Consider the following 22,387-nt stretch of genomic DNA (forward strand, 5'->3'; position numbering starts at 1 on the left):
GCTCATGCCTCGCCGTCCTGGGACTCGTCCGACGGCCACGGATCGCGCAGCCACAGGTCGTCGGCCGGGGCCGGCGTCAGCAGCTCGGCCAGCGCCTCCTCCATGCCCAGCCGTCCGGACTCCGTCCCGGGCGGGACCGCGCGCAGCGTGCGCTCCAGCCAGGCGGACACGGCCGCGGACGGCGCCTCCAGGAGGGCGTCACCGTCGGGCGACGTCAGGGCCACGCAGAGCACGCTGCGCGAGTCGATCTTGGTCGGCCAGACCCGGACGTCGCCGTGGCCGCACGGCCGGAACACGCCCTCGACGAGCAGCTCGCGCGCGAACGTCCAGTTCACCGGGGCGTCCGAGCCGATGTGGAAACTGATGTGCACGGCGTACGGGTCCTGGGTGCGGTAGGTCAGCCGGGCCGGGACGGGGATGCTGCGCTCGGGCGACAGCACCATGTTGAGTTCGAGTTCGCGTTCCACCACGGTGTGCATGAGGTGCCTTCCTCTCCTGGTACGGGGCCTGCGCCTTCGAGCGGGCCTCAGAAGGAGAGAGGGGCTTGACGCCGGTTCATTACGCGACTTCCGGCAATGACTTCAAAGTCTTTCGGGCGGCCGTGAGTAGGCCGTGGGCAGGCCACGGGGAGGGTGTGGGGATGCCCGGAAAGAAGTGCTTCCATTGGGACCGGCCCGGCGCGTCGCGGCGGTCTGATAGATGTGGACCTCGATAACGAGGCCATCGACTAGATACGGGACACGGTGATGAGCGCCCCCACCCCGGCCAGCGGCGACAGCAGCCCCACTCCTGGCTACTATCCCGACCCGTCCATCCCCGGTTACGTCCGGTTCTGGAACGGGGCCTCATGGGTGCCCGGAACCAGTCGCCCCGCCCCGTCGGACGGCGAGGGAATGCCGGCCGTGCCCGCGGGCACGGCGCCCTCTGCCCCCGCCCCTGCCCCCACCCCCGCCGTCGAGGAGACCGGTCCCCACTTCTTCGACGAGGAACCCGAGGGCGCGCACCTGCACGGCAGCCCCCCTGAACCGGCGTCGGCCTGGCAGGCGGACACATCCCGCCAGACCGGCTTCGGCGGCGAACGCGACCGCCGCGTCTCGTGGGGCTCCCCCCAGCCGGACCCCGCCACGGGCACCACACCTCCTGCCGCCGGCGGTACGCCGGAGGACCCCCGCCGCGCTGCTGCGCCGACGCCGCGTGATGCCTCGGGCGATCAGCGCCGCGGCAGCGGCGGGGTCGACCTCCGGCGTACGGGCGGCTCCGCGCCGGAAGCCTCCCCGGGCGCGGCACCCCGTGGCGGTACGCCCCCAGCCCCGGCCGAGGCCGGCCCGCGCGGCACCGGCGGCGCGGACCCCAGCGGCGGTGCGCTTCCCGGCGTCCGTACGCCCCCTCCCCACGACGGCACGGTCACCATCCGCGCCCAGCGCCGCGGCGACGCGGAGTCCCCGCGCACGGCCCAGGCCGACGGAACGATGGCCATCAGGACCATGACCCCGGGCGCGGGCCGCCCCCAAGTCCCGGGCCAGGCCCGCCCCGGCCAGGGACAGACACCTGGCACCCCCCAGGCACAAGCCCCCGCGCAAGCGCAGCCCCAGGGTCAGGTGCCCCCGCAGCCGCATGCTCCCGGTCGGGCCCCGGCCCCCGGCCAGGGGCAGCCGCCGGTTGCGCCGGGCCCACAGGCCGGCGGTGGGATCGCTGCCGCTCCGGTTTCTTCCGGGGCGGGCGGCGGAGCCGCCTCCTGGGCGCAGCAGGTGCATCAGCTCGCCCAGCCCGACCGGGCCGAGGCCGGCGCGCCGCCCGTCGTGCCCTGGAAGCCGCCGGTCAGCGATCCGTTCCTGCAGGCCGCCCAGGCCCAGGCCGCGGCCAGGCCCGCCGGCCTCGCCAAGCGGCTGGCCGCCCGGCTGATCGACACCGTCGTCCTCGGCGCAGGCGTCAGCGCGGTCGGCCTACCGCTCGTATCCGCCGCACTCGCGCACATCGACGACAAGATCGAGGCGGCGAAGCTCTCCGGCGAGACCGTGACCGTATGGCTGCTCGACGGGACCACCGCCGGGTACTTCGGCATCGTGCTCGGCGCGTACCTCCTCCTCGGAGTGGTGTACGAGGTCCTGCCGACCGCCAAGTGGGGCCGTACGCTCGGCAAGAAGCTGTGCCGGATGCACGTGCGGGACATCGAGGCGCACGAACCCCCGACGTTCGGCGCCGCGCTGCGCCGCTGGCTGGTCTACGGAGTGCTCGGCGTCCTCGCCGTCGGCGTCGTCAACGCCGCGTGGTGCCTGTTCGACCGCCCGTGGCGGCAGTGCTGGCACGACAAGGCGGCCCGTACGTTCGTGGCCGGGGACTGACGGGCACCCAGGTCCCCCGAACGGCACCCGACCGGATGCGGGCGGCGGGGGGGCGCGGTCGACTGCGGTTATGAGCAACGATCAGCCGCCGACCGGTCCGCCGCCCGATGACGACCCGTTCCGCAAGAAGCCGCCGGAGGAGCCGCCGTCGACGCCGCCACCCCCGTCGGGCGGCGGACCGTACGGGGAAGGCGGCACCGGCGGTCCGGGCGGCCCCGCCGAACCCGGCCAGCCCGGCGGTCCGACCCCACCCGGCCCCGGCTCCCCCTACGGTGGCTCCCCGTACGGCGACTCGCCCTACGGCGGCGGCCCGTACGGCACCCCGCCCCCGCCCTACAGCGGCGGCGCCGCCGACCCGCTCGCGGGCATGCCACCGCTGGCCCCCACCGGCAAGCGCGTCGCGGCCCGCATCATCGACGGACTGATCGTCGGCATCCCGCTGGGTCTCATCGGCTGGCTGATCGGCATGTTCGACAGTTACAACAGCGACGACTGGGACGAAGTCTCGACCATGTCCGACGGCAAGTCGCTGATCTGGCAGCTCGTCACCATGGTCGTGTACATCGGCTACGACACCTACCTGACGGCCAAGGACGGGCAGACCATCGGCAAGCGGCTGATGAACCTGCGCGTCGCGATGCTCAACAACGGCATGGTCCCGGAGATGAACGCGTCACTGCTGCGCGCCGTGATCCTGTGGGTGCCGGCTCTGATCTGCTGCTTCTGCCTCTGGTGGCTCATCAACCTGGTGATGATCCTGGTCGACAAGCCCTACAGACAGGGGCTGCACGACAAGGCGGCCAAGACGGTGGTGGTCTCAACCACGTAGCGAGTGCCCGCCGACCGCGGAGTGGGCCCGCGAGGGCCGCGCGGAGACGGTCTCGGAGACGGCCGCATCGTTCGTACGCCGAACCGTGCGCGCCGTCTTCGGCATGGGCACCGTCAGCGCGACCAGCAGTCCCAGCGCGAGCGCGGCGAGGGCGATGATCGCGACGCCGATGCCCGATGCCGTCCGGGACAGCAGCAGCATGGCGAGGGTCGAGAAGACGACGGTGGCTGAACCGTATGCGAACTGTGCGGCAGTCGGACGCGGCATGGCGATTTCCGTCCTCGGAGCAGCGATAGGGGGGTCTCTCTCAACCGGGTCGCACTGCAAGCGACTCTACGACGGTGAGTGCCCGCACGGAACGGGTAGTAAGCGTGACCTAACCCACGGTGCCGGTGCATCGGGGGCGCACGGAGTCATTCCGTATCTCATCACGTGAGATCGACGCGCCTGCCTGCCCGCCGAGAGCGTCCGGTATCCGGAACCGGGCAACTACATAGTGCACTTGAGTTGTTCAAGTCAAGATCTGTCTTTTCTTCGGTAACTCCGGTCAAATGTCGTCACTTGAGACGCGCGCCGCGCCCGGATACCCCTCACCCTCTTCCGTGCTGACGCGGCCCGCGGGGGAGGACATCATCAAGTGACCACCAACAGAGGGCGGATCAGAGCCGCCGCCGTAGTCGTGGCCATGGCCGCGACCGCCGCGACGGCATCCGGATTCGCCACCGCCCAGGCTGACGAGAAGTCGACGGGCACAGGGGGCAAGGCCGGCATCGAGCGCCGCGACCCGGCGCCCGCCAAGGGCCATGTCGAGCACGATCTCGAAGGACCGTTCAGCAAGCAGCAGGAGCTGGAGCGCAAGGCGGCGCTCGAACAGGTCATAGCCGGCGACGCCACGGTGCAAAAGCGCGGCGCTTCCAAGGTCGTGAAGCTCGACGACAAGAAGTACGTCGAACTGGGCCGGGAGAAGACCGACAAGATCTTCACGATCCTGGTGGAGTTCGGCGACAAGGTCGACAACACGACCATGTTCGACCCGGACGGCGACGGCCCGAAGCCGCCCGTGAAGAAGTACGGCGGCGAGCCCGGCCCCGCGCACAACCGGATAGCCGAGCCGGACCGTACGCAGGACAACTCCACGGCCTGGCAGAAGGACTACGACCAGAAGCACTTCCAGGAGCTGTACTTCGGCGAGGGCAAGGGCAAGGACTCCCTCAAGACGTACTACGAGAAGACCTCGTCCGGCCGCTACTCGGTCGACGGCGAAGTCTCCGACTGGGTCAAGGTCGACTACAACGAGGCCCGTTACGGCTCCAACTACTGCGGCAGCAGCAACTGCTCCAACGTGTGGGACACCGTCCGCGACGGCGTGACCGCCTGGGCCGCCGACCAGAAGGCCAAGGGCAAGACGGACGCCGAGATCAAGGCGCACCTCGCCGGTTACGACCAGTGGGACCGCTACGACTTCGACTCCGACGGCAACTTCAACGAGTCCGACGGCTACATCGACCACTTCCAGATCGTCCACGCGGGCGAGGACGAGTCGGCGGGCGGCGGCGCCCAGGGCGAGAACGCCCTGTGGGCGCACCGCTGGTACGCGTACGGCACGGACGCCGGCAAGACCGGCCCGGCGGGCAACCCGGCCGGCGGCGCCCAGATCGGCACGACCGGCATCTGGGTCGGCGACTACACCATGCAGCCGGAGAACGGCGGCCTCGGCGTCTTCGCGCACGAGTACGGCCACGACCTCGGCCTGCCCGACCTGTACGACACCTCCGGCGGCGGCGAGAACGGCGTCGGCTTCTGGTCCCTGATGTCGGCCGGTTCCTGGCTCGGCAAGGGCAAGACCGAAATCGGTGACCTGCCCGGCGACATGACCGCCTGGGACAAGCTCCAGCTGGGCTGGCTCGACTACGACAAGGCCAAGGCCGCGACGAAGTCGAAGCACAAGCTGGGCGTCTCGGCGTACAACACCAAGGACCCGCAGGCGCTCGTCGTCGAGCTGCCCAAGAAGGCCGAGACCACGACTGTCGTGAAGCCCGCCGAGGGCTCCAGGCAGTGGTGGAGCGACATGGGTGACGACCTCAAGAACACCCTCACCCGGCCGGTGGACCTCACCGGCAAGGCCAAGGCCGAGCTGTCGCTCCAGGGCTGGTGGGACATCGAGGCCGAGTACGACTGGCTGTACGCCGAGGTCTCGGCCGACGCGGGCAAGACGTGGACCGTCGTCGACGGCACGGCCGACGGCAAGCCGCTCGCGCGCGACGCCGCCGGCAACCCGGGTCTGACCGGTGTGGGCGGCGCGTACCAGAAGCTGGCCTTCCCGCTCGACGCGTACGACGGCAAGAAGGTCGACCTCCGCTTCCGCTACCAGACGGACGGCGGCGCGGGCGGCAAGGGCTTCGCGGCCGACGCGATCACGGTGACGGCCGACGGCGCCCCGCTCTTCACGGACAACGCCGAGGGCGCCGACGACAACGGCTGGACCGCCAAGGGCTTCTCGCGCATCGGTGAGTCCTTCACCAAGGAGTACGAGCAGTACTACCTGGCCGAGAACCGTCAGTACGTGTCGTACGACAAGACGCTCGCCGTCGGCCCGTACAACTTCGGATTCGCCGCGACCCGGCCGAGCTGGGTCGAGCACTACCCGTACCAGAACGGTCTGATGATCTGGCTCTGGGACACCTCCCAGAAGGACAACAACACCAGCCAGCACCACGGCAAGGGCCTGATCCTGCCGGTCGACGCGCACGCCAAGCCGCTGAAGTGGGCGGACGGCAAGCTCCTCCGGAACAAGATCCAGTCCTTCGACTCCACCTTCAGCCGCTACCGCACGGACGGCTTCACGCTGCACAACGCGGACGTGCCGCTGAAGCTGGCGTCGCAGAAGGGCGTCTCGGTCTTCGACGACCGTAAGGGGACGTACTGGTACAAGGAGAACCCGACCGGTGGGGTGCAGGTCACTGACACCAACACCAAGATCTCGATCGTGAGCGAGCCGAAGAGCGGCTCGACGATCACCGTAAAGGTCGGTCCCTCGACCAAGTAATTCGTAACACCGCAGGTCAGAACATGATCGGCCGTCGCCCTCTAGCGGGCGGCGGCCGTTCACGTTTAGATGCCTCTTGACCAGCTCTTGTTGACACCACGTCTTATGGGGGATTGATCGGCATGTCCGGTGGAGGTTTCGTACGGCTGCCCGGCGGCAGTGTGGTGGTAGCTCTCACGCTGCCCAGCCCGACGGCCGAAGGCCACAAGGTCCGCGTCCTGGTCCACTCCCTGAACCGGGCCCGCGCCCTGACGCGGCTGCGCAACCACGGTCTGCGGGCGGTCTACCTGCGGGGCAACGCCCACCCGCCGACGCTGGACGAGATCACGGCGGTCCTGCACCACCCGGACGGCCTCCTGTGGCGCACGGCGCCGCAGGAGACGGTGGAGCTCTGGCACCCCATACGGGCCCTCCTCAGACCCGTACGCCCGGCCTAGACCCGTACTTCGCAGGTCACCCGATCGTGAAGATCAACTGGTCACGACCGATCGCCGCTCAGTCCGGTCCGCAACGGCGATCGCAATGCCGGTCCGATCCGGTCGGGTTCGGACGCCGAAGAGCCGCTGCGGCGAACCTTTTCAGCGACCCGCGAAGTCCGGGCCTAGACCACCGGCTTGCCCGACAGCTCGACACCCGCCTCGCGCATCTCCTCCAGCGCCCGCTCCGTCGTCGCCTCGGACACGCCCGCCGTCAGGTCGAGCAGTACGTGCGTGCTGAAGCCCTCCCGGACCGCGTCCAGGGCCGTCGCCCGCACGCAGTGGTCCGTGGCGATGCCGACCACGTCGACCTCGGTCACGCCACGGGCCCGCAGCCAGTCCGCCAGGCCGACACCGTTCTCGTCGACGCCCTCGAAGCCGCTGTACGCCGCCGCGTGCGCGCCCTTGTCGAACACGGCGGCGATGGCGCCCGACGCGACGGCCGGCGCGAAGTTCGGGTGGAAGCCCACGCCCTCCGTACCGGCGACACAGTGCACCGGCCAGGAGTGGACGTAGTCCGGGTTGGCCGAGAAGTGGTCGCCGGGATCGACATGGTGATCGCGGGTGGCGACGACGTGGCGGTAACCGGCCGGGGCCTCGCCGATCAGGTCGGTGACGGCGGCGGCGACGTCGGCGCCGCCCGCCACCGCGAGACTCCCGCCCTCGCAGAAGTCGTTCTGAACGTCTACGACGATCAAGGCGCGGTGCATGGCGGGGCCCTTCGGTGGGGATTCGGCGGGCGGGTGTCCGCTGTGGGGTGATGGTTCGAGAGTAGGGATTCCAACGGCCTCGCGGCAGGGGGCCTTTGGCTGCTGGACGGCCTGCGAGAGCCGACGTGGGTCGAGAGCCGGCGTGGGTCAGGGCCGACCAGGGTTGAGGCCGACCAGGGTCGGGGGTCGGCGAGGGCCGGCCGGCCCCCGTCGCCCGCCCTCTCGCTTCCCGCTGCCCGCTCACCCCGAGTTCATGCGTACTCCGTGGGGATCACCGGCTCGCCCCTGGACAGCTGCACCGCAGACATCGGCAGGGCGCCACGCGCCGCGATGTGCCGCTGGCGTACGTCGTCCAGCGGCTCGCGCGCCACGACCTCGCCGCCCTTGACCAGCTCGACCAGCAGCTGCCGGTCCGCCAGCTCGGGCGGCACAAGGCCGGTGCCGACGACCTCCGCCTCCGCCACCCCGTGCGCGTCCAGCCGCCGCGCCGCCCACTTGCGGCCGCCGATCGACGTCTTCCCGCCCGTCGACTTCTTCGCCACCGGCTGGAGCGGAGCCTGCGGGTCCGCCGAGTGGGCCCTGGCGACCAGCTTGTAGACCATCGAGCAGGTGGGGTGCCCGCTGCCCGTGACCAGCTGCGTGCCCACGCCGTACGCGTCGACCGGAGCCGCCGCCAGCGAGGCGATGGCGTACTCGTCGAGGTCGCTGGTCACCACGATCCGGGTCCTGGTGGCCCCCAGCTCGTCCAGCTGCTGCCGCACCCGGTGCGCGACCAGCAGCAGGTCACCGGAGTCGATGCGGACCGCGCCCAGGCCCGTCCCGGCCACTTCCACGGCAGTACGGACGGCCTGTGCCACGTCGTACGTGTCGACCAGCAGCGTCGTACCGCTGCCGAGCGAGGCGACCTGCGCCTGGAAGGCGTCACGCTCGCTGTCGTGCAGCAGGGTGAAGGCGTGCGCGCTGGTGCCGACGGTCGGGATGTTGTACCGGAAACCGGCCGCGAGGTCCGAAGTTGAAGAGAAGCCGCCCACGTACGCCGCGCGCGACGAGGCGACGGCGGACAGCTCGTGCGTACGCCGGGCACCCATCTCGATCAGCGGCCGGTTCCCCGCCGCGGCGGCCATCCGGGAGGCCGCGGCCGCGATGGCCGAGTCGTGGTTGAGGATCGAAAGGATCACGGTCTCCAGCAGCACGCACTCGGCGAAGCTGCCCTCGACGCGCAGGATCGGAGAGCCCGGGAAGTAGACCTCGCCCTCCGGGTAGCCCCAGATGTCGCCCGAGAAGCGGTACGACGAGAGCCATTCCAGCGTCGGCTCGTCGACGATCGCGTACTCGCGCAGAAAGCCCAGCACGCCCGCGTCGAAGCGGAAGTTCTCCACGGCGTCCAGGACCCGCCCGGTGCCCGCGACGACGCCGTAGCGGCGCCCTTCGGGCAGTCTGCGGGTGAAGACCTCGAAGACCGAACGCCGGTCGGCGGTGCCGGCCTTGAGTGCGGCCTGCAGCATCGTGAACTCGTACTGGTCGGTGAAGAGCGCTGTCGACGGCACATCCACCGGCAGCCCAAGGTCCGCAGTGTTCATGCAGGGGATGCTACCTCCTAATCTCGTCAGAGTGACGATTTCTAGGCCGTCGTTTGTGCGATGGCCCCTGACCGGTGGCACCATGGGACAAGTGAGTACGGCTCCCGTAGAGATCGAACGCCCAGAGTCGGCCGAGGAAACCTCCGCCGTCCCCGAACCGGACGTCCCCTGGGTGACGCTGGTCCACAACGACCCCGTCAATCTCATGAGCTATGTCGAGTACGTCTTCCAGAGCTACTTCGGCTACTCCAAGGACAAGGCGCACAAGCTGATGCTCGACGTCCATCACAAGGGCCGCGCGGTCGTGTCCAGCGGCAGCCGCGAGGAGATGGAGCGCGACGTGCAGGCGATGCACGGCTTCGGACTCTGGGCGACGCTCACGCAGGACCGCGGCTGATGTCCGGGCTCTTCGAGGAGGTCCCGGGCGGCGGCGCGGCCGTCGTACTCGACGAGGTCGAGATCTCGATCCTGCGCAGCCTGGCCGTACAGCTGCTTGAGCTGGTGGGACCCGGCGAGCAGCCGACGGCGGGCGGGGACCCGCTGGCCGCGCTGTTCGCGCAGGGGCCGAGCGAGGCACCTTCCGATCCGGCGCTGGCGCGGCTCTTCCCCGACGGGTACGGCGATCCGCAGGCCGATCCCCACGACGAGCACGAGCGGGAGGTGCGCGCCAACTCGGCCGAGTTCCGGCGCTTCACCGAGAACGACCTGCGCGAGCGCAAGCGCGAGGACGCCCTCGCGGTCGTACGCAGCCTCGACTCCCTCTCCACCGCCGGTGAGGGCGGCGCCGTACTCAAACTCACGGACGACGAGTGCAAGCGCTGGCTCGGCACGCTCAACGATCTGCGGCTGACCATCGGCACCCGCCTGGAGGTCACTGATGAGGACGAGACCGGCGAGCTCTACCGGCTGCCGGACTCCGATCCGCGCAAGCCGATGGTGATGGCGTATCTGTGGCTCGGCGCGCTCCAGGAGAGCCTCGTCGAAACCCTTATGCCGTGACTATGACCTGACCTGTCCGGACATATCGATCACGCTGTTCGCTCAACGGACACTCAAATCCGGATAACGATCGCATTAACGCCTGGGGCTCCTTTGCAGCCCCAGGCGTTTTTTGTCCCAATTTCGCCGTGGCATGCGCCACATTGGGCGCAGTGGATCACTGCCGCGAGCGTGATAGATCTTCACGACCGCCCGGGGACGCCACCCCTGTCCCCGGGGGCGCTGACGCCGGCTGACCGCCGGCACGCACTCCATCCCACATCCGGGGGGGCCGCCCCTCAAAGGATCGTCACAGTCGATCCGAGCCGTTCGAGGCCGGATCGGCATGGAGAAAGGCGCGATACACCATGACCTCAGTGCAGGTCGACAAACAGCACGACGGCAGTGAGGCCGAAGGCGCGACGTCCGGCGAGGGTTACCAGCGCGGACTCGGCGCCCGTCAGATCCAGATGATCGCGATCGGCGGCGCCATCGGCACCGGCCTCTTCCTCGGCGCCGGCAAGGGCATCTCCATCGCGGGCCCCAGCCTGATCCTGGCCTACGCCCTGGCCGGCCTGGTCATCTTCTTCATCATGCGGGCGCTCGGCGAGCTCCTCATGTACCGCCCGGTGTCCGGCTCCTTCTCCGAGTACGCCCGCGAGTTCGTCGGCCCCTTCGCGGGCTTCGTGACCGGCTGGACGTACTGGCTCTTCTGGGTCGTCACCGGCATCACCGAGGTCACCGCGGCCTCCGAGTACATGCAGTACTGGACCAAGAACACGGACGGCTGGACCGACCAGCCGCAGTGGGTCTTCGCCCTGATCTTCACGGTCCTCCTCTTCTGCGTGAACCTGATCTCGGTCAAGCTCTTCGGTGAACTGGAGTTCTGGTTCTCGATGATCAAGGTCACCGCGATCGTCGGCATGATCCTGATCTGCGCCGGCATCCTCACCCTCGGCTTCTCCGACGCCGGCGACACCGCCTCGATGACCATGCTCTGGGACCAGGGCGGCTTCTTCCCCAACGGCATCGGCCAGACCCTGATGACCCTCCAGCTGGTCATGTTCGCCTTCCTCGCCGTCGAGCTGGTCGGCGTCACCGCGGGCGAGGCCAAGAACCCGGAGACGGTCCTGCCCAAGGCCATCAACACCGTCCCGTGGCGCATCGCCGTCTTCTACGTCGGCGCGCTGATCATGATCCTGTCGGTCGTCCCGTGGACCCACTTCCAGCCGGGCGTCTCGCCGTTCGTGGCGGCCTTCGAGAAGATGGGCCTCGGCGTCGGCGCGGCCATCGTCAACTTCGTGGTCCTCACCGCCGCCCTGTCGTCCTGCAACTCGGGCATGTACTCCACCGGCCGCATGCTGCGCGACCTCGCGCTCAACGGCCAGGGCCCGAAGTTCTTCACCAAGCTGACCAAGAACGGCCTGCCGCTGGCGGGCACGTCCTTCTCCGCCGCCCTGATGCTGGTCGGCGTGTGGATCAACTACCAGTGGCCGGGCGAGGCGTTCAACTACGTCGTCTCCTTCGCGACCATCTCCGGCATGTGGGCCTGGATCATGATCCTGGTCAGCCAGATCCGCTACCGCGCCAAGTCCGACCGCGGCGAGCTGCCGAAGTCCAGCTTCCGGGCGCCGGGAGCGCCGTACACGAGCTGGTTCGCCCTGTGCTTCATCGGCATGGTCATCGTGATGATGGGCATCGACAAGGACGCCAGGATCTCCCTCTACTGCGCGCCGCTGTGGGCGCTGCTGCTGGGTGTGTCGTGGCTGGTGCTGAAGAAGCGCGCGGCGACGTCGGAGAGCGTCTCCCCGAAGGCGTAATCCTTCCTGGGAGTCCAGCATGCGGTCCCGCCCGTACCACCCCTCGGTACGGGCGGGACCCTTTGCTTATCCTGGGGCTCATGCTGACCCTTTCCCAGGCCCTGTACGACCAGATCGTCGCGCACGCCCGCGCCGACCACCCCGACGAGGCCTGCGGCGTGGTCGCGGGCCCGGCCGGGTCCGGGCGCCCCGAGCGCTTCATCCCGATGCTGAACGCCGCCCGCTCGCCCACGTTCTACGAGTTCGACTCGCAGGACCTGCTGAAGCTCTACCGCGAGATGGACGACCGGGACGAAGAGCCCGTGATCATCTACCACTCGCACACGGCGACCGAGGCCTACCCGTCGCGCACGGACATCAGCTACGCGAACGAACCCGGTGCGCACTACGTCCTGGTGTCCACGGCGGACAAGGACGATGCGGGCCCGTTCCAGTTCCGCTCGTTCCGCATCGTGGACGGCGTGATCACGGAGGAAGAGGTCAAGGTCGAGGCGTAGCCGCCGCTGCCGCCGCTGTCGCCCACGGCCGTACTGCGGAAGCGTGCGGCGTACGCGGACGGGGTCACCCCGAAGTGCCGGGCGAAGGCCCGGCGCAGGCTCTCGTCGCTGCCGATGCCACTGCGCGCGGCCGCTCCGGTGACCCCGGCCCCGCCTCCAGCAGGATGCGCGCCGCCTCCAGCCGTACGCTCTCCACGAACCCGGCGGGCGAGCTGCCCGTCCGCTCCCGGAACAGCCGCGTCAGGTGGCGCGTGCTCACGCCGGCGCTGCGGGCCATCGCCCGCAGGCTCACCAGTCTGATTAGCGAAACGTAGTGATCCTGTGGCAGAGTGTCACGCGCACGCCCGACGCCCAGGCGACGTCGGGCACCCTCCTCGATGAGGTCGCAAGACCGCATCGACCAGCGTCCGGAGGGACGTGCCACGAGGGCTGGCGGTCCCGCCGTTCAGTACCAGGGCACGAAGGCGATCGGCTCGCATCCCCGAGCAGCACTGGGGATCACTAAGCCAATCAGAGACGCTGTGATCGGCCGACGGGTCCGCGACGACGGCGTCGAGCAGCGGGCGTACGACCGGATGGCGGGTCGGAGGCGTACGGGACGCGGCGGAGAACTGCGACTGGCCGCCGGGCCGCTGGAGGAACACGACGAGGTCGCGCGCCACACGCCGGGCCTCCTCGGGCCCCCGGTCCTGCTCCACGAGGGCCAGGCAGACGTCTATACCGGCCGTCACCCCGGCGGAGGTGAAGACCGGCCCGTCCTGCACGTAGATGGCGTCCGGCGTCACGGCCACGTCGGGAAACCGGCGGGCGAGCTCGGCGGCATGCTCCCAGTGCGTGGTCGCCCGCCGCCCCCGGAGCAGCCCGGCGGCGGCAAGCGCGAACGCCCCCGTGCACACGGCGGCCACCCGCCCCGACACCGCTGCCAGCGCGGCGACTTGGCCGACCGCCCCCGGCGCACGGAGAAAGCCGTCCACGGCGGAGGCCCCAGGCACGACGAGAGTGTCCGCCCGTTCCACCTCACCGGCGGCGACGTCCGCGCCGATCCGCAGCCCGGACCCGCAGCCCGGGCCCGCCGCCGGAACCCGCGTGTCCCGATCTGTGGGAAGCCTGGCCCGGTGGACACGGTGCCGCCGTACCCGCACCGCGCAAGCTGACCCCATGACCAACAACACCGCAGCCGGAATCACCGCCCCCGACACCAAGCTCGCCACCGAACTCGTCCGCGACACGACAACCGAGCTGATCTACCACCACTCCCGCCGAGTGTTCTGGTTCGGCAGCGTCTCTGATCAGCTAAGCGATCCCATGTCAGACGTAGTGTCTGGCAACGGGATTGACCACCGTGGAGGGCTGGCGTGAGCGTGCAGGTGGAAGCCCGCGCCTCGTGCTGCGCCTCGCGGCTGGTGCCGGTTGGTGGGTGTGCTGATTGTTGTCACGTCCTGGTTCCGGTGGGCTGCGCGGGGCAGCCGGGGCCGGTCCGTGTGAGCGTGTCCCTCCGGACGCTTGCCCGCCGGGCCTTGCGGCCTGGTGGGGGAGGGTGCCCTGCGTCGCCTGGGCGCGGGGCGTGTTGTCTGTCGCCGGGTGGGGCCGGTCTTGGACCGGTCCAGGCTGGTCTTCGGCGCGGTCGGTGTGATGACCGCGCGGGTTTCGAGGGTGTCCACGACCGTGCGGATGACCATGGTGCCGCCGGCACGGTCGGTGACGGTCTTGGCCTGGTGGGTCAGGCCGCGCGATGCGATGCGCTGCCACGCGCCCTGGTCTCGGTCTCCCTGCCATCCGCAGGACGGGCACAGGGCCCATTTCCAGCCGGCTGTGGTGGGCCGGTCGGGGGCTTTGCGGTGCCGCAGCGGGACGAGGCACTGCGGGCAGTGTTTGGAGGTGTTGCGGGCCGGGACGGTGACGACGGCGATACCTACTTCGGCGGCGAGGTGGCGTATCCGGTCCACGATCTGGCCGCGCACTTGCTGGGAGAGGCGGGTGTTGATGCTGCGGCCCATGCCGCGTGCTTCCATGGAGCGAAGGTCTTCGACGTAGATGACGGTCGCTGTAGCGGTGATGGCTTGGTCCACGACCCAGCGTGCGGCAGCCCACGCGAGGGCGTCGTTGAGGTTTGAACGCCGGTCGGACACATAGCGGATCTCGTCAGTCAAAACGCTATGCCTAGCCGTCAGGGGATGGCCGACGTCGCCGCCGGTGAGCCGCTGGTAGTGGTCGGCCCTGGCGTGCAGGTACTCGCTCTCGCGGCGCAGGCGGTGCTGCTTCGCCAGGACACCGGCGGCTCTGAACATGCCCCCGGCACCGAGGGCGGTGATCCGCCCGTCATCGTGCAGCCGGGCGGCCCCGGCGGACAGCAGGGTGTTCAGGCCCCAGTCGACCCCGAGCGCGAGCGTGTGCCCGGTGCGGGAGGTCTTCGCAACAGGGTGGCTGTAGGCGAGATCGACGCGGACGCGGCCTTGACGGATGCGGAGGGTGGGCAGGTGCAGCACCGCCTGCGCCGGGACCGTCGGTGGCAGGGAGATGGGGCAGGCCACCCATGTCCAGTCCCGGTACGACCGCGGATCAGGACGGGTGGGGAGTTGCAAGCGCAGCAGCGCGCGGCCCGGCTCATCGGCGCGTTCGATGGTGGCCTGCTGCCCGTCACATGCCGAAAGCAGCAGCATGCGCGCTGTCCGTGGCACGCTCTCCATCTCGAACACATTGGCAGGCATCCGGCCGTGCTTCTTGGCGAAGGCGGCGATCTGCCGGGTGCGGGAGGCGATGACGCCGGACGGCAGATACCGCCCGCCGGGCACCACCTCGCGCACCAGGTCCCACTCGTCTGCGGTCCGCTTCGCCGGATCAACGGGCCACGTGCCGAGAACTCCGGCGGTCAGGTCGGCACGCCACGTCGCCGACCGCAGAACACGTCCGGTCTGCTCCTGCGCCATGCGCACGATCCGGTCATTGACCTTGATGCCCTCTGGCGGTGTGGCGGTCCAGCCCAGGCGGCGCAGCGCCATCCATGCGTTCGACGGCAGTTTCCTGCCCCCGGCGTCTTCGCCCGAGGCCAGTGCGTCCACGTCGGCGGTGTTCCAGTGCTCGGCCAGCAGGCCGGCGGTCATGCCGGACACCAGAGCGGCACACCAGCCGACCCGCTCCGCCAGCACGGCGGCGGGCAGGAGTTCACCGGTCTTCTCCACCACACCGGTTCGCAGCAGGCCACGGGCGCAAGCGGTCCGGGCGGTCTCGCCCACAGCGAGCGGCACTTTCCGCCCCATCGCCCACCCTCCCTACCGCCGTTGATGCTGTCATCCGATCAACGACATCCCTTACGAAAGGTCACCCATTCGCTCCACGAACTCATATCCGACACCCACGGATACCGAGCATCACGACGGCAGCAGACAACAAATCTTTATGGATACCTGAGGAACTATGTGAGCCTCCAGGGCCGCACCCGCGCCCTGAACTTCGACCCCGAACTCCTCTACATCGGCGCCATGTTCCACGATCTCGGCCTCAACCAGGAGTTCCGCGCCAGCGGCCGCCGCTTCGAGGTCGACAGCGCCGACGAGGCCCGCCGCTTCCTCCGGAGCCACGGCGTCCCGGAGGACAGCATCCGCCGCGTCTGGACGGCCATCGCCCTGCACACCACGCCCGGCATCCCCCAGTTCATGGAGCCGGAGGTCGCCCTCGTCACCGCCGGCGTGGAGTACGACGTACTCGGCATCGGGTACGACGACATCACCCCGGACGACCGCGCCGCGATCACCGCCCTGCACCCCCGCCCCGACTTCAAGAACCGCATCCTCGCCGCCTTCACCGACGGCATCGCCCCCAAGCCCGAAACCACCTTCGGCAACGTCAAGGCCGACGTACTGGAGCACTTCGTGCCGGGTTACGAGCGAGGCGACTTCGTCGAGACCATCCGGAATTCCGCCTGGCCCGAATGATCACGACGCGGGACGCACTGACAGACTGTGCACGACCCGGGCGGCAGGACCCAGGAAGCCGGTGCGAATCCGGCACGGTCCCGCCACTGTGACCAGGCCAGCCATGCCTGGAAGCCAGGAACTGACCTGCCGCCTTCTTCACCACCGACCAGGGGACGAGGAAATCCCCCGGAGGAGGCACCACCGTGTCCAGGCAGTCCTGCCGTACCCGCCGCACCCGCCGCGCGCTCGTCGTCACCGCCGCCGCCCTGCTCCCCCTCACCGCCTGCACCGCGTCCGAGGAACAGCACGCGCCCGCGGCCAAGGCCGCAGCCGGCTTCCCCTACACCGTCACCAACTGCGGCGTAAAGACGACGTACACCGCACCTCCCACCCGCGTCGTCACCATGAACCAGCACGTCACCGAGGTGATGCTGGAGCTCGGCCTCGCCAAGTCCCTCGCCGGGACCGCCTACCTCGACGACAAGGTGCTCCCCAAGTACGAGAAGGAGTACAAGGCCACCCCCGTACTGGCCAAGGAGTACCCGTCGTACGAGAAGCTGCTCGCCGCCAACCCCGACTTCGTGTACGGCGGTTACGCCTCAGCCTTCTCCGCCGGCGACGGCCGCAGCCGCGAGACGCTGAAGAAGTCCGGCATCAACTCCCGCCTGAACACCGAATACTGCGCCGACGGCAAGACCTCGATGGACGCCCTCTACCAGGAGATCCGCGAAGTCGGCCGCACCTTCGGCGTCACCGACCGCGCCGAGCGCTGGATCACCGACGCCAAGCAGGGCAACGCCACCACCGAGAAGAAGCTGGCGGGCGTCGACCCCGTCTCCGTCTTCGTCTACGACGGCGGCGACAAGACCGCCTCCACCGTCGGCGGCGCGGGCATCGGCAACGAGATGATCAAGCGCGCGGGCGGCGAGAACGTCTTCGCCCACCTCCCCAAGCCGTTCGCCGACGCCGCCTGGGAAAACGTCGTCGACCGCAAGCCCGAGACGATCGTCATCCTCGACTACGGCGGGACCACCGTCGCCCAGAAGAAGCAGCGCCTCCTCGACGACCCGGCCCTCGCCGACGTCCCCGCCGTCAAGAACAAGCGCTTCGCCGTGCTCCCCCTCTCCGACATGGTCCTCGGCGTACGCGCGCCCGCCGCCGTGGACACCCTCGCGCGCCAACTCCACCCCGGACTCAACGAGCCCAAGAAGTAGCGGCGGCGGCGGCAGTGAGCTGCAAGACCCCCGCCGCCCGCCGGCCGCTGCGCTACGCCCTCCTCCTCGCCGCGCTCGCCGCCCTGCTCGGCGCGGCGGCGGTCGCGGGACTCGCCCTCGGCTCGGTACGCATTCCCGCCACACACGTGCTGGACATCGTCACCGGCGCCGCCGGCCCCGGCCCGTACCGCACGATCGTCCTCGACGTACGGCTGCCGCGCGTCCTGCTCGGCGCCGTCGTCGGCGCCGGGCTCGCCGTCATCGGCACCGTCCTCCAAGCGCTCGTACGCAACCAGCTCGCCGACCCCTTCCTCCTCGGCGTCTCGTCCGGGGCCTCGGTCGGCGCGGTCGGCGTCATCGTCCTCGGCATCGGCGCGGGCGCCGGCCTCGCCACCACCGTCACCATCCCGCTCGCCGCCTTCGCGGGCGCGCTCGGCTCACTCGTCCTCGTGTACGGGCTCGCGCGCGGCGGCGGCGCCATGACCACCGGCCGCCTCGTCCTCGCCGGAGTCGCCGTCTCGTACATCCTGTCCGCCCTGACCAGCCTGATGATGGTCACCTCGGCCCGCGCCGACCACCTCAAAGAAACCCTCTACTGGACCCTCGGCGGCCTCGGCAGCGCCCGCTGGGACATGCTCGCGCTCCCCGCGACCGTCCTCGCCGTCGGTACGGCCCTCCTCATCACCCTCGCCCGGCCGCTCGACCTGCTCCTGGTGGGAGAGGAAGGCGCCACCGTCCTCGGCCTCGACACCGGCCGCTTCCGCGCCGCCGTCTTCGTCCTGGCCTCGCTGCTCACCGGCGTACTCGTCGCCTTCAGCGGCGCGATCGGCTTCGTCGGCCTGATGGTCCCGCACGCCGCCCGCATGGCCGTCGGCGCCGGACACCGCAGGCTGCTGCCCGTCGCCGCGCTCGGCGGGGCGGTCTTCCTGGTCCTGGCCGACCTGGCGGCCCGTACCGTCGCCGCGCCCCAGGACATCCCCGTCGGCGTACTCACGGCGCTCACCGGCGGCCCGTTCTTCCTGTGGATGCTGCGCCGCCGCCCGGAAGGCGGCGGGACCGAAGGAGCCCCGGCGTGACGACCCTGACCGCACAAGGCCTCTCGTACGGCACCGAAGGCCGCCACCTCGTCGACGACGTCACCCTGACCGCCGCCGACGGCGAGACCGTCGGCCTGATCGGCCCCAACGGCAGCGGCAAGACGACCCTCCTGCGCTGCGTGTACGGAACCCTGCGCCCCACCCACGGCCGCGTCCTCCTCGACGGCGACGACCTGCACGCCATGAGCCCGAAGACCCGCGCCCGGCGCGTCGCCACCGTCCCGCAGGACGGCGGCGGGGCCGGCTTCGAGCTGACCGTCCGCGAGGTCGTCGCCATGGGCCGCTCCCCGCACAAACGCTTCTGGGAACAGGACACGGAAACCGACACCCATCTCGTACGGTCCGCCCTCGCCCGCGTCGGCATCGCGGACCTCGCGGACCGCGGCTTCCCGTCCCTCTCCGGCGGCGAACGCCAGCGGGCCCTGATGGCACGCGCCCTGGTCCAGCAGCCGTCCCTCGTCGTACTCGACGAGCCGACCAACCACCTGGACATCCGCTACCAACTGGAGATCCTCAGGCTGGTGCGCGACTTGGGCACCACCAACCTGCTCGCCCTGCACGACCTGAACCTCGCGGCGTACTACTGCGACCGCCTCTACGTCCTCGACGGCGGCCGGGTCGTCACATCCGGCACCCCGAAGGAAGTCCTCACGGCCGACCTCCTGCACACCGTTTACGGGGTATCCGCCGAGGTCAGCACCCATCCGACGACCGGCGCCCCGACCGTCGTCTACCTCCCGATGTCCACCTGACGAGCATTTTCCGCCCACCATGTGAGATCACATACCGGGAAGGGGCCCGGGAATCTATACGATGACCGCATGGTTCCCCACGACGTGAGTGAGACGACGCCGAGCACCGTGCTGCTCGTAGCGCGCCTGCACGTCGACCTGTGCCGGCTCGCCAGCGCTATCTGTACGACGGCCACGGCCTGAGCCGCGGGCCATCCAGCACACGCACGCACACGCTTGCCCCTGCGCGGGGGACGAACTGCCGCGCGCCTTTCACGCCACCCTCCTGACAGGAGTCGAAGCCATGGCCATCGAGGTCCGCATCCCGACCATCCTCCGCACCTACACCGACGGCGAGAAGGCCGTCCAGGGCAACGGCGACACCCTCGCCGACCTCTTCGCGGACCTGGAATCGCGCCACACCGGCATCCAGGAGCGCATCGTCGACGGCGACAAGCTGCGCCGCTTCGTGAACGTCTACCTCAACGACGAGGACGTCCGCTTCCTCGACGGCATCTCCACCAAGCTCGCCGACGGCGACAGCGTCACCATCCTCCCGGCCGTCGCCGGCGGCATGGTCTGATGCGGTACGACTCCCCGCTGGCGGCGGTCGGCAACACGCCGCTCGTCCGCCTCCCGCGGCTGTCGCCGTCGGACGACGTCCGCATCTGGGCCAAGCTGGAGGACCGTAACCCCACCGGCTCGATCAAGGACCGCCCCGCGCTCCACATGGTCGAACAGGCGGAGAAGGACGGCCGGTTGACGCCGGGCTGCACCATCCTGGAGCCCACCAGCGGCAACACCGGCATCTCGCTCGCGATGGCGGCCCGCCTCAAGGGCTACGACATCGTGTGCGTCATGCCGGAGAACACCTCCCAGGAGCGGCGCGACCTGCTCGCCATGTGGGGCGCGAAGATCATCTCGTCCCCGGCGGCGGGCGGCTCCAACACGGCCGTACGGGTCGCCAAGGAGCTGTCGGCGCAGAACCCGTCCTGGGTGATGCTTTACCAGTACGGCAACCCCGACAACGCGGGCGCGCACTACGCCACCACCGGCCCGGAGATCCTCACCGACCTCCCCACCATCACGCACTTCGTGGCGGGCCTGGGCACCACCGGCACACTCATGGGCGTAGGCCGCTACCTGCGCGAAAACCTGCCCGACATCAAGATCGTCGCCGCCGAGCCGCGCTACGACGACCTGGTGTACGGGCTGCGCAACCTCGACGAGGGCTTCGTTCCCGAGCTGTACGACGCGTCCGTCCTGACCACCCGCTTCTCGGTCGGCTCGGCCGACGCGGTGACGCGTACGCGCGAACTCCTCCAGCAGGAGGGAATCTTCGCGGGCGTCTCGACGGGCGCGGCGCTGCACGCGGCGATCGGGATGGGCAAGAAGGCGGTCAAGGCGGGGGAGCGGGCCGACATCGTGTTCGTCGTCGCGGACGGCGGCTGGAAGTACCTGTCGACGGGCGTCTACACGGCGGAGACGACGGAGGCGGCGATCGAAACGCTGCAGGGCCAGCTCTGGGCGTAGGGCAATCCAGCCCGTCCTGCGTTTGAGGAGCGGGGTCTGGGGCGGAGCCCCTCACGCGGCGGAGCCGCAAGATGTCACAGCGGGAAGGGGCGGGTCGGGGAAAAGGCCCAGCGCAGCGGCCGCACAGGCCCGCCCTCTCCCGCCAGGCCACGCCTAACCGCGGGCAAGATGCCGGACCTGGTCCCAGACCCCCGGATCCGCCACCCCCACCCGCCGCCGGAACCCCCGCACCCCCACACGCCGCAGCTCATCCGTCTCCAGAAAGCTCGGCCGCCCCCGCGCGTCCCCCACCGCCCCCGGCGGCAACGCGATCACCCCGGCCCGCCCGCCGTCGTACTTGCTGGTGATCTTCGCGACCAGGGCGCTGTCACGCCGTACGGACAACACCAGACACGGCCGGTCCTTCGACCCGGGCCCGTCCTCGTACGGCACATCCGCCCACCAGATCTCCCCGGCCCGAGGCCCCCGCTCCACCCGGCGCGGACCCGGACGCCCCGGCGGTCGCGTACGCCCCCCGGGCCGCAGCCCCGGCCGCCGTCCCCGCCCTCGCCCCCGTCCGTCGACAACCGCCGCCACCAGCGCAAGAAGCACCACCACGCCGACCAGCGCCCACCACCAAGACGTATCCATGCCCCGACGGTACCGGCGCCCGCCCGCCCCGCGCGCTCCGCCCGAACCGGTGACAGCGTCGGTGACATCAGCCACAACGCCCCCTCATCAAGGAGCGACCGCGTCTTTCGCGCCTTACGCTCGACGAACCTGATCCCGCACGAACCCTCCCCGTCCCTGTTACGGAGGTTCACGCTCCATGAAGCTCACCGTCGTCGGCTGCTCAGGGTCGTTCCCGTCCGCGGAATCGGCCTGCTCGAGCTACCTCGTCGAGGCCGACGGCTTCCGGCTGCTTCTCGACCTGGGCAACGGCGCCCTCGGCGAGCTGCAGCGCCACGTCGGTCTCTATGACATCGACGCCGTCTTCCTCAGCCACCTGCACGCCGATCACTGCATCGACATGTGCGGATACTTCGTCGCGCGCTACTACCGGCACGAAGGCGGCCGCGCCCCCGCGATCCCCGTGTACGGCCCGGAGGGCACCGAGCAGCGCCTCACCACGGCGTACGCCGATACCCCGACCGAGAAGTCGATGGCCGAGGTCTTCGACTTCCACACGCTCAAGCCCGGCTCGTTCGAGATCGGCCCCTTCTCGGTCCGTACGGAGAAGGTCGCGCACCCGGTCGAGACGTACGGCATCCGCGTCGAGCACGGGGGCAGGTCCCTCGCGTACTCCGGAGACACCGGGGTCTGCACGGCACTGGACGAACTGGCAGCCGGCGTCGACCTGTTCCTGTGCGAGGCGTCGTTCACGTACGGCAAGGAGGACATCCCGGACCTCCACCTCAACGGCCGCGAGGCGGGCGAGTGCGCGGGGCGGGCGGGGGCCGGCCGGCTGGTCCTCACGCACATCCCGCCGTGGACGGACGCGGGAGTGAACGTGGCCGACGCGCGGGCGGTGTACGACGGTCCGGTGGAACTGGCGGCAGCGGGCGCGGAGTACGAGATCTGACGTACTGCGAGTTGCTCCGGCGCACTCCGGCGTACGCAGCGAAGAGGGCCCCCGGACCG

Annotated in this window: 24 protein-coding genes, 1 pseudogene and 1 riboswitch; of the genes and pseudogenes, 17 read left to right on the plus strand and 8 right to left on the minus strand. The window is 70.1% G+C overall.

Annotated features, from left to right (window positions below; all coding sequences use genetic code 11):
- Positions 1-2 precede the first annotated feature (2 nt).
- Entirely contained in the window at positions 3-479 is a 477-nt protein-coding gene (locus J7E96_RS22540) for an SsgA family sporulation/cell division regulator (RefSeq protein WP_215133472.1), read from the minus strand.
- Between the two features lie 267 nt (positions 480-746).
- Here J7E96_RS22540 and J7E96_RS22545 point away from each other — a divergent pair, with 267 nt between their 5' ends.
- Positions 747-2,342 carry an RDD family protein gene (locus J7E96_RS22545; protein ID WP_215133473.1) on the plus strand — a complete coding sequence of 532 codons (1,596 nt, stop codon included), beginning with the start codon at positions 747-749 and terminating at the stop codon, positions 2,340-2,342.
- A gap of 70 nt (positions 2,343-2,412) precedes the next feature.
- Positions 2,413-3,171 carry an RDD family protein gene (locus tag J7E96_RS22550; RefSeq protein WP_215133474.1) on the plus strand — a complete coding sequence of 253 codons (759 nt, stop codon included), beginning with the start codon at positions 2,413-2,415 and terminating at the stop codon, positions 3,169-3,171.
- On the opposite strand, the gene J7E96_RS22555 is transcribed toward J7E96_RS22550, so the two are convergent.
- The gene (locus tag J7E96_RS22555) at positions 3,160-3,438 is read right to left on the minus strand and encodes a hypothetical protein (protein WP_215133475.1); all 279 of its coding nucleotides are present in this window, start codon (positions 3,436-3,438) and stop codon (positions 3,160-3,162) included. The two genes, J7E96_RS22550 and J7E96_RS22555, sit on opposite strands and share 12 nt — an antisense overlap.
- 418 nt (positions 3,439-3,856) lie before the next feature.
- Between J7E96_RS22555 and J7E96_RS22560 the strand changes: the two genes are divergently transcribed.
- Together J7E96_RS22560 and J7E96_RS22565 are read left to right on the plus strand one after the other, a co-directional pair.
- Positions 3,857-6,217, plus strand: coding sequence for an immune inhibitor A domain-containing protein (locus tag J7E96_RS22560; protein WP_215133505.1), 2,361 nt, complete (start codon positions 3,857-3,859; stop codon positions 6,215-6,217).
- Between the two features lie 122 nt (positions 6,218-6,339).
- On the plus strand, positions 6,340-6,654 hold the full coding sequence (locus J7E96_RS22565) for a hypothetical protein (RefSeq protein ID WP_215133476.1): 315 nt from the start codon (positions 6,340-6,342) through the stop codon (positions 6,652-6,654).
- A gap of 164 nt (positions 6,655-6,818) precedes the next feature.
- On the opposite strand, the gene J7E96_RS22570 is transcribed toward J7E96_RS22565, so the two are convergent.
- Together J7E96_RS22570 and J7E96_RS22575 are read right to left on the minus strand one after the other, a co-directional pair.
- Entirely contained in the window at positions 6,819-7,403 is a 585-nt protein-coding gene (locus tag J7E96_RS22570; protein WP_215133477.1) for an isochorismatase family protein, read from the minus strand.
- Between the two features lie 251 nt (positions 7,404-7,654).
- Positions 7,655-8,983, minus strand: coding sequence for a nicotinate phosphoribosyltransferase (locus J7E96_RS22575; RefSeq protein WP_215133478.1), 1,329 nt, complete (start codon positions 8,981-8,983; stop codon positions 7,655-7,657).
- A gap of 82 nt (positions 8,984-9,065) precedes the next feature.
- Between J7E96_RS22575 and clpS the strand changes: the two genes are divergently transcribed.
- The 4 genes from clpS to J7E96_RS22595 all read left to right on the plus strand — a co-directional run bounded on the left by clpS (position 9,066) and on the right by J7E96_RS22595 (position 12,278).
- Complete coding sequence (clpS, locus tag J7E96_RS22580; RefSeq protein ID WP_214969284.1) at positions 9,066-9,380, plus strand: ATP-dependent Clp protease adapter ClpS; 315 nt, start codon at positions 9,066-9,068, stop codon at positions 9,378-9,380.
- Positions 9,380-9,982, plus strand: coding sequence for a DUF2017 domain-containing protein (locus J7E96_RS22585; protein WP_215133479.1), 603 nt, complete (start codon positions 9,380-9,382; stop codon positions 9,980-9,982). Before clpS ends, J7E96_RS22585 begins: the two co-directional genes overlap by 1 nt.
- Before the next feature lie 347 nt (positions 9,983-10,329).
- Positions 10,330-11,781, plus strand: a complete 1,452-nt coding sequence (locus J7E96_RS22590) for an amino acid permease (protein ID WP_215133480.1) — start codon at positions 10,330-10,332, stop codon at positions 11,779-11,781.
- An 80-nt stretch (positions 11,782-11,861) separates the two neighbouring features.
- Positions 11,862-12,278, plus strand: a complete 417-nt coding sequence (locus J7E96_RS22595; RefSeq protein ID WP_214969278.1) for a Mov34/MPN/PAD-1 family protein — start codon at positions 11,862-11,864, stop codon at positions 12,276-12,278.
- 64 nt (positions 12,279-12,342) lie between these two features.
- Here J7E96_RS22595 and J7E96_RS38515 read toward each other — a convergent pair whose 3' ends face one another.
- A complete protein-coding gene (locus J7E96_RS38515) occupies positions 12,343-12,675 on the minus strand; it encodes a helix-turn-helix domain-containing protein (RefSeq protein WP_308296079.1) in 333 nt (110 codons plus the stop codon).
- Positions 12,611-13,438, minus strand: coding sequence for a GlxA family transcriptional regulator (locus tag J7E96_RS38520; protein WP_215133481.1), 828 nt, complete (start codon positions 13,436-13,438; stop codon positions 12,611-12,613). The genes J7E96_RS38515 and J7E96_RS38520 overlap by 65 nt, the downstream gene beginning before the upstream one ends.
- On the opposite strand from J7E96_RS38520, the pseudogene J7E96_RS37600 reads away from it, so the two are divergent.
- Positions 13,437-13,562, plus strand: a pseudogene (locus J7E96_RS37600) (diguanylate cyclase); the annotation flags it as partial. The gene J7E96_RS38520 and the pseudogene J7E96_RS37600 sit on opposite strands and share 2 nt — an antisense overlap.
- Positions 13,563-13,567: 5 nt before the next feature.
- Here the strand turns inward: J7E96_RS37600 and J7E96_RS22610 are convergent.
- Positions 13,568-15,535, minus strand: coding sequence for a zinc ribbon domain-containing protein (locus J7E96_RS22610; protein ID WP_251070272.1), 1,968 nt, complete (start codon positions 15,533-15,535; stop codon positions 13,568-13,570).
- A 24-nt stretch (positions 15,536-15,559) separates the two neighbouring features.
- Between J7E96_RS22610 and J7E96_RS22615 the strand changes: the two genes are divergently transcribed.
- From J7E96_RS22615 to J7E96_RS22640, 7 genes are all read left to right on the plus strand, one after another.
- Positions 15,560-16,210 (plus strand): HD domain-containing protein, encoded by a 651-nt coding sequence (locus J7E96_RS22615; RefSeq protein WP_374196709.1) that lies wholly within the window; start codon positions 15,560-15,562, stop codon positions 16,208-16,210.
- Positions 16,203-16,355, plus strand: a riboswitch (cobalamin riboswitch). It overlaps the preceding gene by 8 nt.
- 40 nt (positions 16,356-16,395) lie before the next feature.
- On the plus strand, positions 16,396-17,406 hold the full coding sequence (locus tag J7E96_RS22620) for an ABC transporter substrate-binding protein (RefSeq protein ID WP_215133482.1): 1,011 nt from the start codon (positions 16,396-16,398) through the stop codon (positions 17,404-17,406).
- A 14-nt stretch (positions 17,407-17,420) separates the two neighbouring features.
- The gene (locus tag J7E96_RS22625; RefSeq protein WP_215133483.1) at positions 17,421-18,482 is read left to right on the plus strand and encodes an iron ABC transporter permease; all 1,062 of its coding nucleotides are present in this window, start codon (positions 17,421-17,423) and stop codon (positions 18,480-18,482) included.
- Complete coding sequence (locus J7E96_RS22630) at positions 18,479-19,255, plus strand: ABC transporter ATP-binding protein (protein ID WP_215133484.1); 777 nt, start codon at positions 18,479-18,481, stop codon at positions 19,253-19,255. Before J7E96_RS22625 ends, J7E96_RS22630 begins: the two co-directional genes overlap by 4 nt.
- A 69-nt stretch (positions 19,256-19,324) precedes the next feature.
- A complete protein-coding gene (locus tag J7E96_RS38895; RefSeq protein ID WP_355268275.1) occupies positions 19,325-19,438 on the plus strand; it encodes a putative leader peptide in 114 nt (37 codons plus the stop codon).
- A 100-nt stretch (positions 19,439-19,538) separates the two neighbouring features.
- A complete protein-coding gene (locus J7E96_RS22635; RefSeq protein WP_215133485.1) occupies positions 19,539-19,817 on the plus strand; it encodes a MoaD/ThiS family protein in 279 nt (92 codons plus the stop codon).
- Entirely contained in the window at positions 19,817-20,767 is a 951-nt protein-coding gene (locus J7E96_RS22640; RefSeq protein ID WP_215133486.1) for a PLP-dependent cysteine synthase family protein, read from the plus strand. The genes J7E96_RS22635 and J7E96_RS22640 overlap by 1 nt, the downstream gene beginning before the upstream one ends.
- A 153-nt stretch (positions 20,768-20,920) precedes the next feature.
- Here J7E96_RS22640 and J7E96_RS22645 read toward each other — a convergent pair whose 3' ends face one another.
- Positions 20,921-21,397 (minus strand): type II toxin-antitoxin system PemK/MazF family toxin, encoded by a 477-nt coding sequence (locus tag J7E96_RS22645; RefSeq protein WP_215133487.1) that lies wholly within the window; start codon positions 21,395-21,397, stop codon positions 20,921-20,923.
- A gap of 178 nt (positions 21,398-21,575) precedes the next feature.
- Between J7E96_RS22645 and J7E96_RS22650 the strand changes: the two genes are divergently transcribed.
- Positions 21,576-22,328, plus strand: coding sequence for an MBL fold metallo-hydrolase (locus J7E96_RS22650; RefSeq protein WP_215133488.1), 753 nt, complete (start codon positions 21,576-21,578; stop codon positions 22,326-22,328).
- Positions 22,329-22,387: the final 59 nt, after the last annotated feature.

Source organism: Streptomyces sp. ISL-96 (genome assembly GCF_018614035.1).
In the GTDB taxonomy this organism is placed as follows: Bacteria; Actinomycetota; Actinomycetes; order Streptomycetales; family Streptomycetaceae; genus Streptomyces.